Consider the following 12,119-nt stretch of genomic DNA (forward strand, 5'->3'; position numbering starts at 1 on the left):
CATGTAAGTCCGGACAACTACCGATGGCGCCCAAAAGAGGCGTTGAGGAAGCTTGGTCGCCGAGGTTGGCGAAAGGTATGGAGACGCTGGTGCAACACGTGACCCAGGGTTTCAAGGCGATGCCGCCGCGTGGTTTGTGCATGGACTGCAGTGCCGAGGATTACCAAGCCATCATCCTTTGGATGAGCGAGTAAACCCGGTCCATAACTTAACCCTTAGCCGTAGTTGGATTAGCTGATGAACAAATTGATCGTGAGTCTGCTGTTGACCGTGGGAATCTCAGGCTTCGCCCATGCTGCCGGTGATGCCGCAGCGGGCCAGGCAAAAGCCGCCGTTTGCGGAGCCTGCCATGGCCCGGACGGCAACAGCATGGCGCCAAACTTTCCAAAACTGGCCGGTCAAGGTGAACGCTACCTGACCAAGCAACTGCACGACATCAAGTCGGGCAAGCGCACCGTTCTGGAAATGACCGGGCTGCTGACCAACCTGAGCGATCAGGATCTGGCCGACATCGCCGCCTACTTCGCCAGCCAGAAAGGCAGCGTCGGCGCCGCCGATCCGAAGATCGTCGCTCGCGGTGAAGCGCTGTTCCGTGGCGGCAACCTCGCCAAAGGCCTGCCAGCCTGCACCGGTTGCCACTCACCGAATGGCGCCGGCAACGCCGCTGCCGGCTTCCCGCACCTGGGTGGCCAACACGCTCAATACATCGCCAAGCAGCTGACCGATTTCCGCAAGGAAGAAGGCGGCCGTACCAACGACGGCGACACCATGACCATGCAGACCATCGCCAAGCGCTTGAGCGACGAAGATATCGCTGCGGTCTCCAGCTACATTCAGGGTCTGCACTAAGCGCGTTGTGGCGGGCGTTGAGCGAGGGTGAAGATCAAAAGATCGCAGCCTTCGGCAGCTCCTACAGGGGGGGTCGCGTGATCCGTTGCAGGCGTTGATATCTCCTGCAATGTTAACGCTCGATTAATCCGTCGCAGCAAGTATAAAAAGGGTGGCTTTGGCCGCCCTTTTTTATGGCCGCTGCCGTTACACTACAGAACTCATGCCCGCCAGGATCTGTCTGAAAACAGGTCGCGCGAGGCGACCAAAATTGTCCAGGAGTAAAGCATGCGTAATCTGATCATCAGCGCCGCTCTCGTCGCTGCCAGCCTGTTCGGCGTCACCGCCCAAGCCGCCGAAGCCCCAGCCGCCCCTTACGTGGAACTGGCCAACCCGGTACCGGTTGCAGAGCCTGGCAAGATCGAAGTGGTCGAGCTGTTCTGGTACGGCTGCCCGCACTGCTACGCCTTTGAGCCAGTGATCAACCCGTGGGTTGAAAAACTGCCGTCCGACGTCAACTTCGTGCGTATCCCGGCGATGTTCGGCGGCCCGTGGGACGCTCACGGCCAAATGTTCCTGACCCTGGAAGCGATGGGTGTCGAGCACAAGGTTCACGCGGCGGTTTTCGAAGCCATCCAGAAACAACACAAAAAGCTGACCGACAAGAACGAGATGGCTGACTTCCTCGCCACCCAAGGCGTGGACAAGGACAAGTTCCTCGCCACTTTCGACTCGTTCGCCATCAAAGGTCAGATCGTAAAAGCTCGCGAACTGGCCAAGAAATATGAAATCACTGGCGTTCCAACCATGATCGTCAACGGCAAGTACCGCTTTGACATCGGCTCTGCCGGTGGTGCCGAACAAGCGCTGCAACTGGCTGACCAACTGGTCGCCAAAGAGCGAGCGGCAACCAAGGCTGCAGCCAACTAAGCGCCGCCCCCGCCATGCGCCGCTGGAAGTCTGGACGCATCGTTGGCCTGCATGATCCGCAGGTCAACGAGCATCACCTGGAGTCCACGGGCCTGCCCGCAGACCAACGTCTGCGCCTGCTCAGTTTCAATATCCAGGTCGGCATCAGCACCGAGCGCTATCGGCATTACCTGACCCGTAGCTGGCAGCACCTGCTGCCGCACAACGGTCGCTCAGGCAATCTGCAAAAGATCGGCGACTTGCTCGGCGACTTCGATCTGGTCGCCTTGCAGGAAGCCGATGGCGGCAGCCTGCGTTCGGGCTACGTCAATCAGGTCGAACACCTGGCCCAGCTCGGCGCCTTTCCTTACTGGTATCAACAACTCAATCGCAATCTCGGCCGACTGGCCCAGCACAGCAACGGCGTGCTGAGTCGTCTGAAACCGTCGGCGATTGAAGATCACCCGCTGCCCGGCCCGAAAGGTCGCGGCGCGATTCTGCTGCGCTTCGGCGAAGGCCCGGAAGCGCTGGTGGTGGTGATGATGCATCTGGCCCTTGGCGCGCGAACCCGCAGCCTGCAACTGGCCTATATTCGTGAACTGATCGGTGGCTACAAACACCAGGTGTTGATGGGCGACATGAACACCCACGCCAGCGATCTGCTACAACATTCCCCGTTACGCGATCTCGGCCTGCTGGCCCCGCAGGTGGAAGCGACATTCCCCAGCTGGCGTCCTCAGCGTTGCCTTGATCATATTTTGCTCAGCCCGACCCTGACCCTGGAAAAGGTCGAAGTGCTGGCGCATCCCATTTCCGATCACCTGCCGGTCGCGGTAGAGATTCGTCTGCCGGGTTCGCTCACGGCTGATGCATTGCCCGCGTTGAGTCCTGACCCTCGCGGAACCCCTGAATGAGCGACGAAGCCCAGCGCTGGAAAGAGAAATACCTCAAAAGCATCGAACAACAGGACAAACTCGAACGCCGCTGGGCCGCCAGGCTCGACCTGCTGCGTCGCGGGCTGGTGCGCAGCACATTGGCCGCCGAAGGCACCGACAAAGTCGTTGATCAGTGCATGAAAGAGATGCGCGACGTGGTGCGCACCGACGACATGGACGCCGGCCTCGCCGCCCTGCTACCGCGCCTGGAAAAAGCCGTGCTCGACTCCGAGCAACGCCGCGAAACCCGCATTGATCAGGTCAGCACCGCGCTGACAGCGCTGGTGACGCAACTGCAAGCCTTGCCGCTGCCTCGCGAAGTCGCGCAACCGCTGAAAAAATTCGCCAAGCAACTGGATGGCCGCGTCGGTTCAGCGCGGGAAATGCCGCTGCTGCTGAGTGAGCTCAGTGGTTTGCAGGGCAAGGCGTTGAGTCAGTTGGACGCGCCTGCCGAACCTGAGCGACCGGGGTTGTTGCAGCGTCTGTTTGGCGGTCGTGACAGCGATGATGCGCCGACACCAGAAGCGCCCGCCCCGGTTCAGGCTGCTCAACCGGTTGCTGCACCCGAACCGGTTGCGCCTGCCGCAACCATTGAACCGGTAAAAGCTGCGCTTCCGATCCAGGAAGCCCCTTGCGTTGCGATCACTGAAACACCCGCTACGGCGATTCAGGCAGAACCGGAAGTCTTCGCCTTCGTACCGCCAACCGTCGCCAGCGAAGCCGTCAGCGCTCCAGCAGAAGTCATCGCCGTCGAGCCGGAATCGCAGGTCATTGCCGCCCCTGCCCCCCACGTTGCCTTCAACCCCGACGAGCTGATCCACCACAGCGATCCGTCCCCGCTGATCCTCGACAGCCTGCCGCTGCCCGAACCCATCGCCCAGGCACTGGCCGCGATCGACCCGGAACAACCCGAGCAAGACATTCTCTTTTCTCTGCCGGACACCCCGGAGCCGTCCTACAGCTCCGTGGCCAAACACATCGAAGACACCCTGATCGGCTTGCTCGACGACCTGACCCTGCCCGAACGCCATCGCCCGCAAGCCGAGGCGATGCGCGAGCGGCTGAAACACGGCTTGAACTGGTACGAACTGATCCCGATCCTCGACGATCTGGCGACGTTGATGCTGGCGATCACTGACAGCGGCCAGCACGAATTCGAAGCCTATCTGCAACAACTCAACGAACGCCTCGAAGCGTTCCAGAGCAATCTGCAAGCCGCCAGTGACGGCCATGCCGATAACAGCTCGGCGGCGCGGGCGATGGACACGCAAATCCGTGAGCAGGTCGACGGTTTGCAGACCAGCGTGCAGGAAGCGGCGGATCTGGATGACCTCAAGCAAGTGCTGGAGAATCATCTGGAAGGCCTGCTTGGCACCATGGATCAGCACCAGAAGCAGCGCGACGCCCGCGAGCAGGAAGTGGCGACGCGGCTCAAAGGCCTGTCCGAGCGCGTGGCGCACATGGAACAGGAAGCCCAAGGCTTCCGCGAACACCTTGAGGAACAACGCCAGAAAGCCCTGATCGACCCGCTCACCGGCCTGCCCAACCGCGCCGCGTGGAGCGAACGGCTTGAGCACGAAATCAAGCAGTGGCAGCAGCACGGCAACACCCTGAGCCTGGCGATGCTCGATCTCGATCACTTCAAGCGCATCAACGATAACTACGGCCACTTGGCCGGCGACAAAGTGCTGAAGATCATCGCCACCGTGTTGCGCAAACGCCTGCGCGGTTCCGATTTCATTGCGCGTTTTGGCGGAGAAGAGTTCGTGCTGTTGTTGCCGGCCACGCCGCCAGCGCTCGGCGCGAAACTGTTGGAAACGCTGCGCGCAGCGATCGAGGCCTGCCCGTTCCACTTCAAGGGGGAACGCGTGACCATCACCATTTCCATGGGACTGGCATCGTTCAAGGCCGGAGAACACAGCGATCTGGTGCTGAAAAGAGCCGATCAGGCGCTGTACCGGGCAAAAAATGCAGGACGCAATCGGGTCGAGCTCGGCTGAGCAATTTGTTCCATTTTGTTTAAATCCGCCCGCTGACCGTCGAGACGCAAGGCAGTACGTTACACTGTTGCATTACTGTCTTGCGTGTATTGCCCTCAGCCATGAAATTTTTTGCCCTCCTCGCGTCGCTGCTCGTTCTGGCCGGTTGTGCCAGCGCCCCGCGTTACGACACCAGCCACCCTTCGGCCAATTACGACAGCCGCATTCAATTCGTGATCGTCCATTACACCTCGGCTTCGCTGGAGCGTTCGCTGCAATTGCTGACCCACGGCGAAGTCAGCAGCCATTACCTGATCAGCGATGACAAGAGCGCGACCGTCTACAAGCTGATGGATGAAAACCAGCGCGCCTGGCACGCCGGCGAAAGCCAATGGCAGGGCCGCACCTGGCTCAACTCCAGCTCGATCGGCATCGAAATCGTTAACCCAGGCTTCAAAGACACGCCAACCGGCCGCCTCTGGTATCCGTACAGCGAAGCGCAGATCCAAGGGCTGATCGCCCTGCTCAAAGACATCAGCAAACGCAACGGCATCAGCCCGCGCCACATCATCGGCCACAGCGACATCGCGCCGTTGCGCAAACTCGACCCGGGCCCGCTGTTTCCGTGGAAGCGTCTGGCTGACGCAGGCCTGGGCCTGTGGCCCAATGAACAAGCGGTGGCGCGCCAGCAGGCGCTGTTCAACAGCGGCGAGCTGCCAAGCATCAGCTGGTTCCAGGGGCAACTTGCGCACCTTGGTTACGACACACCGCAGACCGGCGAACTCGACGTCGCCACTCGTCACGTCCTCGCCGCGTTCCAGATGCACTATCGCCCTTCGCGCTTCGACGGCACCCCGGACGCGCAAACGGCGGCGTTGTTGTTGGTACTTAATCAGACAAAATAATGACGCCCGCCCGACGGTCAGGGCGAAATCGCAATCAGCAGCTATAACTCATTGGTAATTCTTCGGATATTCCATATGGTTGCTACCCGAGAGACGCTGCGTAGCTGGTTTTATCGCCCTTGGTTTTTGGCGACGATCGCGGCTGTCCTCAGTGCCAGCCTGCTGATCGCCGGCGGTATGTTCTTTGCGATGCATCAGGTCGAGCAAAGCGAGAGCCGCGAAATGAACGCGCAAGGCGAACGTTTCCTCGCCCGCCTCGAACAATTGTTCGGCCAGTTGCGGGAAAGTCTCGACGACCTCGAAGCACAGCCGTTGCGCAGTTGTGACGGCGACATGATTGCCACCCTGCAGCAAGTCACCTTCAACTATCGCTTCGTCTATGAAGCCGCCTACAGCGATGGCACCCGAACCTGTTCCAACCGTCCGCGTCAGGAAGGTTTGACGGTTGCTCGCCAACCCGACATCAAAGGCCCGACCTACAGCTATTGGCTGAACACCACCACCGAACCCGATGAAAACCGCGCCGCACTGATGCTGGGTCGCGGCAATTTTCGCGTGGCCACTTCGCGCGGACATTTGACCGACATGGTCGACCTGTCACCCGGCAGCAGCCTGCTGGTGGTGCTCGATCACGGCACGCGGGCAATCCCGGTACTCGGCACAGAGCAGGCCTGGCCGCCAACCGAGCACTGGCCACCGAAAAACCGCGAAGCACTGCAAGTCACGCAAACCCGCCTCGTCTACCGCATGCCCACCGACAACCCGGAATATCAATTGGTGCTGATCTCGCCGCGCAGCGGCATGCACATTCCCGCCGTCTGGTGGTGGATGGTGCCAGCCTGCCTCTTGCTCGGCGCACTGGCCGGGTTCCTGGTGTTTTTGCTGGTGCGCCAGCGTCAGTCGATAGACGCCGAGCTGCACGGCGCGATTCGCCGCGGCGAGTTGCAGGTGCTCTATCAACCGATCTTCGACCTCGACAGTCGCAACTGCGTCGGCGCTGAAGCCTTGCTGCGTTGGCGTCGCCCGGACGGCACGCTGACCAGCCCTGACCTGTTTATCCCGATGGCGGAGAACACTGGGCAGATCAGGCAGATGACCGACTTCGTTCTCCAGCGATTGCTGGAGCAACTCGGTCAGCTCCTGCGCGCCAACCCACAGCTGTATATCTCGGTGAACCTCGCAGCGTGCGATGTGATGGTGCCGCGCATCGGCCAGGTCATGGCGCGCCTGCTGACATTGCACCGGGTGGCCGCGCGGCAGATTGCTTTCGAGGTGACCGAACGTGGTTTGATCGATGTGGTGGTGGCGCGAGAAAACCTGCAAGCCCTGCGTGACGTCGGCCACCAAGTGCTGATCGACGATTTCGGCACCGGCTATTGCAGCCTCGCCTACCTGCAAACCCTGCCGGTGGACTGCCTGAAAATCGACAAAGCCTTTATCGACGCGCTCGGCCATGATGCCGCCAGCAGCGGCGTTGCCCCGCACATCATTCACATGGCGCAGGCGCTGGATCTGAAGGTGATTGCCGAAGGCATCGAACTGGAATCGCAAGCCGAGTTGCTCAGCAGCGAAGGGGTGAAATTTGGTCAGGGCTGGCTGTTCGCCCATGCCTTGAGCGCGGTGCAGTTTATCGAACTGATCACCCGAGGCCGACGACTCGCTGGCCGCCGAATGGATGACGAAGCCTAGACTGCCAACGCCATGTAGAACTGCGTGCCCTGCCCCGGCCGCGAATAAACGCCCATGCGCCCGCCATGCAGCTGGACGATTTCCTTGCACAGCGCCAGACCAAGCCCGGCGCCGCCCTTCTTGCGCCCGACCTGCACGAACGGTTCGAAGATCCGCCCCTGCTGGCCGTAGGCAATCCCTTCGCCGTTGTCTTCGACGCTGATGATCACCCGCTCGCCATGTCGACGGGCCTGCAAACGGATCTGGCCGTCGCGGGCGGTATGGCGCAAGGCGTTGTCGATCAGGTTGTCGAGCACGCGATCGAGTTGCGCCTGATCGGCTTGCAAACGCGGCAACGGGCCTTGCAACTCGACATTGAGGGCAATGCCCTTCGCCGCCGCTGAATCGGCGAACCGCAGCTGCGCCTGCTCGAGCAAATCTTCGATTGAGCATGGTGCCAGCGTGAGTTTCTGCAAACCGTTCTGGTAGCGCGAAAAGTTGAGCAAGTCGTTGATCAACTGCATCAGGCGCTGCATTTCTTCGTTCACGGTGTCGAGCAGATCAGCCTCGCGCGACTCCGGCGGAAATTTCGCCCGTTCGCGGAACAGGCCGAACGCCATGTGCATGCCGGTGACCGGCGTGCGCAATTCGTGGGAAGCGCGCAAGACGAACTCACTGCGCACCCGCTCGAACGCACGCTGCTCGGTGACGTCGTGCAGCACCATCACCGCGCCGAGGATATGCCCTTGGGTGTGGCTGACCGGTGTCAGGCTGTATGTCAGCAGACGCGACTCGCCATCGACCTCGATACTCAAATCTTCCGGTGCGCGCTCCAGCGTGCCGCCGCGCAGCACCAGTTGCAGCTGAGCGTCCAGCTCAGGCCTTCCGAGCGCGGTGCCGAGGCCTTGGCCGAGACGATCGTCCTCCCAGCCCAATTGGCGCTGCGCCACCGGGTTGAGGTGTTCCAGATGGCCTTGACGGTCAATCATCAACAAGCCGTCGTCGATGCTGTCGAGCACCGCCTGCAAACGTTGCTGGCCGGCCAGAAGCTCGTCGACGTTGGTCGCTTGATGTTCGCGCAGTGCTTCGGCCATCAGCCCGAAACGCCGGGACAACAGGTTCACTTCCATCGCCGAGGAAATCGGCAGGGTTACTTCGAAGTTGCCCTGCCCGATGTTATCGGCAGCTTTCGCCAACACCTCGATCGGCGCACCGAAGCGTCGCGCAATGCCGTGAGCGGTGACGAAACCGATGATCAACACCGCCAGCCCGACCAGCCCCAGCAGGCCGGCAACCAGCAGCGCCCGTTCGCGGGCGGCGTGTTGCACGGCATTAATGTTGTCCAGCGCATGCTTGTGCTCGGTGATCAAACCGTTGCGCAGCGCATTGAAGCGTTCCCTGAAGTTGGCATTGCTGCTCAACGCGGTCGCCGGGTCACGGGACAGGTCAAACGCTTGCAGAAAACTTATGTAATCCGCTTTGGCCTGGCTGAAGCCGTACTGGCGATCATCATCACCGCGTTCCTGGGCGATGCCTTCATCGAGCAGCTCGAAGTAATGCTGTTTGGACGCTTCGAACGCGGCGTCATCCGGCTTTTCGGCCAACATGAGGATCAGTTGATCACCCAGCGTTTGCCGCATCTTCAGGCCCAGATCAAGGGTGACGAAGTTGTTGCGCAACAGCGCTTCCTGCGAGCCGGCCATCTGCATCACGCTGACCAGCCCGAGCAGAAGCCCGAGCAACGCCACGGTGATCAAGGCGGAAATGCTCAGGAACAACCGTGTGCGCAACTTCATCGCCAGTTTCATCGCCCGGCACTCACAGGTTGTACTGCTTGCGCTTGCGATACAGGGTCGAGGCGTCGATGCCGAGGGTTTTCGCTGCTTGATCCAAAGTGCCGGCGGTGGCGAGAACCGCGCCGATGTGGGCTTTTTCCAACTCATCAAGGCTCAGCGCGGCGCCAACCCGTGGTGCGTTGTTGGCTGGCTGCTCGGCCATGCCGAGGTGGCTGATTTCCACGCGCTCCTGCGGGCAAATGATGCTCGCCCGCTCGACCACGTTGCGCAGCTCACGAATGTTGCCCGGCCAGCGATAACCCAGCAGTGCTTCACGAGCCTCGTCGCTGAAACCGCGTGCAGGACGCGCGTACTCTTTAACGAAGCGCGCCAGAAAGCGATCGGCCAGGGTGAGGATGTCCTCGGCGCGCTCACGCAGCGGCGGCAAATGCAGGGTGATGACGTTGAGGCGATAGAGCAGGTCTTCACGGAAGCGACCGTCGCGCACCATGTCCTCCAGATTGAGGTTGGTCGCCGCGAGAATTCGTACATCGGCGCGACGGGTGACCGGATCCCCTACCCGCTCGTATTCCTTGTCTTGAATAAAGCGCAGCAACTTGGGTTGCAACGTCAGGGGAAAATCGCCGATCTCGTCGAGAAACAGCGTGCCGCCGTCAGCTTGATTGACGCGACCCAGCGTGCTTTCACTGGCGCCGGTAAACGCACCGCGACTGTGACCGAACAGCTCGCTTTCCATCAATTCTGCGGTCAGCGACGGGCAGTTGATGGTGACGCAGGATTTCTTCTCGCGTTTGCTCCAGCCGTGAATGGCGCGGGCCAGTTCACCTTTACCGGTACCGGACTCGCCGAGAATAAGAATGTTGGCGTCGGTGCCCGCGACCTGGCGTGCAGTTTCCAGTACGACTTTCATCGCCGGGCTGTGGGAATCGAGCCCGTCCTTCGGCTTGCGGATCTCGCCTTCGAGGGCTTCGAGGCGCGCCGACAGTTGGCGCACTTCCAGTTGTTTGGCGGTGGCCAGACGCAACTGATCAGGGCTGCACGGTTTGACCAGATAGTCGGCAGCACCGGCCTGGATCGCGTCCACAGCGGTATCAACAGCAGAATGCGCGGTGACGATCACCACGCGCATCCACGGCGCCTGAATGCGCATTTGCGCGAGTACATCGAGTCCGTTGTCTTCACCCAGACGCAAATCGAGGAAGCACAGGTCGAAGACCTGGCGTTGCAGCAGTGCGTCGGCCTGAGCGGCGCTGTTGGCCGTGGCCACCGTATAGCCTTCGTCTTCGAGGCAATAACGGAAGGTTCGCAGGATGGCGGATTCATCATCCACCAGCAGAATGCGGCCTTGTTGCTCAGTGGCAGATTCCATTTTTCCTACGCTCCATAAAGATTGGTCTTGGGTTAGTCCCGGAAAAATCGGGCAAGTTGCATGGTTGATTCTGAACGATGCGAGCCATAGGAGGGTAGCTCTCTCCAGCCTTCAGGGCCAATACGTTGATTTTGTTGATTTTTTAAACAAACAGCGATTTGCAGGGGATTCCCTGCGTCCTTTTCTGACATCCAAGACCTCAACTCAATTCCATAAGAATGAATTCTCCTACGAAATAATCGTGCGGTTTGCACGACCGTGGAAGACCCATCGTGCAGGATGCGTCGCGAAAGATTTTCAGATCGATCGTAACCTATTGTTTTTATTGGTTTTTTAATCAATTAAAAAACTGGCATGCAGTCTGCAATATCTCTATCAGCCCGGGCAGATCAGAACTGCCCCAACCGAATAAGAGAGTGAGGAACCCAGGATGACTCGCCAACGTGCCGCCCAAGTGCGTATCTCGCCACTGCATATCCAGCAAGGTCTGTTTGGCGTACTTGCGCTGCTGATCACCCTGATCGCTTGCCAGCAATACCTGCGCTGGGAAAACGCCCAGCAGCCAGAGGCACCGCTGATCTCGATGCAGCACGCGACACAGAGCCATTTCAGCGCTGTCAGCAGCGCCCAGGAAGACAGTGCGCCGATGCGCATGATGTCGGTCGACCAAGCGGAGCCACTGGATCAGCTGCCACGCGAAGAGCGCTGGGTTTTCTGATCGATCTGATTTTACAAATTCGGGCGCGCAGCGCCGGAACACGCCACACCCCTAAATAGAGAAGTAAGGAGAATCACCATGTTGAGCTGGGCAATTACATTCTTGATCATTGCCATCATCGCTGCAGTACTGGGCTTCGGTGGTATCGCGGGCACCGCCACGGGTATCGCCAAGATTCTCTTTGTCGTGTTCCTGGTGATGTTCATCGCTTCCTTCTTCTTTGGCCGTCGCGGCCGAGGTTAACGATGAATGCTTTAAAAGCATTGGCAGCCGCCCTGCTTCTGGGCGGTAGTGCCATGGCGCTGGCGGCCAACGACGGCCAGACGCGGGTCAACGAACTGCTGAGTTCCGACCCGCAGTATCGGGAAACGTGGGAAGGCGTGGTGAAGAAGGAAGAGCGCCTGCCGGAATGGGTGATGAACCTCTCCGGTACACCTGACCAACAGATGAATGCCGTCACCGAAGACGGCGACAAGTATCTGGTTGGGCCGCTCTGCGAATCGCAGGACAAGTGCCTGAACCACCGCTTGATCGTCGCGTTCAGTTTCGACAAGAAAGATGCATACGCCATGCTCGTCGATGTGCCCGAAGGACTGCCGGCCGACAAGTCGCCCACGCGACATGCCACCTACCGCTTCCTCGGCAAACCCGATCAAGGTATGCAGGATCTGCTGATGGAAACCCTGAAGAAAGATCCGAACTGGTATTGAACATGAAGGCAGCAGCCCTGCTGCCTTCCTTTGCACCGAGCCGAGGAGGCTCGGCGCATGACCAAGGGGCCGGGACGTTCTGACTGTTGCAGGGTCGGAGTGACCTACGGGTACAGGGAGTGCCTGCGAGAGGGCCGGGTCAGGGCACGTCAAAGCTGCGACGCAGGTTCGCCAACCCCCAGTGGTTCGACGGACTTGCGCTGAGCTTCATCCTCAGCAAAAAACCATCAAAACATTGATCCAGAGCGACCTGCTCATGCTTTTTAGCGACCAGACTGTGCGCGAAAACATTACGCGGTGTT

Annotated in this window: 12 protein-coding genes; 10 read left to right on the forward strand and 2 right to left on the reverse strand. The window is 60.1% G+C overall.

Going from position 1 to position 12,119, the window contains the following annotated elements:
• From ACIOMO_RS26155 to ACIOMO_RS26185, 7 genes are all read left to right on the forward strand, one after another.
• Positions 1-194 (forward strand): c-type cytochrome (locus ACIOMO_RS26155; RefSeq protein WP_401244361.1); only part of this gene is annotated, 194 nt, incomplete at its 5' end.
• Between the two features lie 43 nt (positions 195-237).
• The gene (locus ACIOMO_RS26160) at positions 238-849 is read left to right on the forward strand and encodes a cytochrome c (protein WP_008081240.1); all 612 of its coding nucleotides are present in this window, start codon (positions 238-240) and stop codon (positions 847-849) included.
• Between the two features lie 267 nt (positions 850-1,116).
• Positions 1,117-1,758: a thiol:disulfide interchange protein DsbA gene (gene dsbA / locus ACIOMO_RS26165; protein ID WP_159813385.1), complete on the forward strand. Its 642-nt coding sequence runs from the start codon at positions 1,117-1,119 to the stop codon at positions 1,756-1,758.
• Between the two features lie 14 nt (positions 1,759-1,772).
• Positions 1,773-2,651, forward strand: a complete 879-nt coding sequence (locus ACIOMO_RS26170) for an endonuclease/exonuclease/phosphatase family protein (RefSeq protein ID WP_401244363.1) — start codon at positions 1,773-1,775, stop codon at positions 2,649-2,651.
• On the forward strand, positions 2,648-4,672 hold the full coding sequence (locus tag ACIOMO_RS26175) for a diguanylate cyclase (protein ID WP_401244365.1): 2,025 nt from the start codon (positions 2,648-2,650) through the stop codon (positions 4,670-4,672). Before ACIOMO_RS26170 ends, ACIOMO_RS26175 begins: the two co-directional genes overlap by 4 nt.
• 101 nt (positions 4,673-4,773) lie before the next feature.
• Complete coding sequence (locus tag ACIOMO_RS26180) at positions 4,774-5,556, forward strand: N-acetylmuramoyl-L-alanine amidase (RefSeq protein WP_401244367.1); 783 nt, start codon at positions 4,774-4,776, stop codon at positions 5,554-5,556.
• A 75-nt stretch (positions 5,557-5,631) separates the two neighbouring features.
• Positions 5,632-7,245, forward strand: coding sequence for an EAL domain-containing protein (locus ACIOMO_RS26185; RefSeq protein WP_212545455.1), 1,614 nt, complete (start codon positions 5,632-5,634; stop codon positions 7,243-7,245).
• Here ACIOMO_RS26185 and ACIOMO_RS26190 read toward each other — a convergent pair.
• Both ACIOMO_RS26190 and algB read right to left on the reverse strand, forming a co-directional pair.
• Positions 7,242-9,032, reverse strand: coding sequence for a KinB sensor domain-containing domain (locus ACIOMO_RS26190; protein WP_053125389.1), 1,791 nt, complete (start codon positions 9,030-9,032; stop codon positions 7,242-7,244). The two genes, ACIOMO_RS26185 and ACIOMO_RS26190, sit on opposite strands and share 4 nt — an antisense overlap.
• A 10-nt stretch (positions 9,033-9,042) precedes the next feature.
• Positions 9,043-10,389 (reverse strand): sigma-54-dependent response regulator transcription factor AlgB, encoded by a 1,347-nt coding sequence (gene algB / locus ACIOMO_RS26195; RefSeq protein ID WP_053125387.1) that lies wholly within the window; start codon positions 10,387-10,389, stop codon positions 9,043-9,045.
• A gap of 430 nt (positions 10,390-10,819) precedes the next feature.
• Between algB and ACIOMO_RS26200 the strand changes: the two genes are divergently transcribed.
• The 3 genes from ACIOMO_RS26200 (at position 10,820) to ACIOMO_RS26210 (ending at position 11,817) form a co-directional block, all read left to right on the forward strand.
• Positions 10,820-11,107, forward strand: a complete 288-nt coding sequence (locus ACIOMO_RS26200; protein ID WP_053125385.1) for a hypothetical protein — start codon at positions 10,820-10,822, stop codon at positions 11,105-11,107.
• A 78-nt stretch (positions 11,108-11,185) separates the two neighbouring features.
• Positions 11,186-11,350, forward strand: coding sequence for a DUF1328 domain-containing protein (locus ACIOMO_RS26205; RefSeq protein WP_003177151.1), 165 nt, complete (start codon positions 11,186-11,188; stop codon positions 11,348-11,350).
• A 2-nt stretch (positions 11,351-11,352) separates the two neighbouring features.
• The gene (locus tag ACIOMO_RS26210; protein ID WP_401244370.1) at positions 11,353-11,817 is read left to right on the forward strand and encodes an inhibitor of vertebrate lysozyme family protein; all 465 of its coding nucleotides are present in this window, start codon (positions 11,353-11,355) and stop codon (positions 11,815-11,817) included.
• Positions 11,818-12,119: the final 302 nt, after the last annotated feature.

Origin of the sequence: Pseudomonas sp. NPDC087804, from assembly GCF_044742965.1 — a bacterium.
GTDB lineage: Bacteria > Pseudomonadota > Gammaproteobacteria > Pseudomonadales > Pseudomonadaceae > Aquipseudomonas > Aquipseudomonas rustica.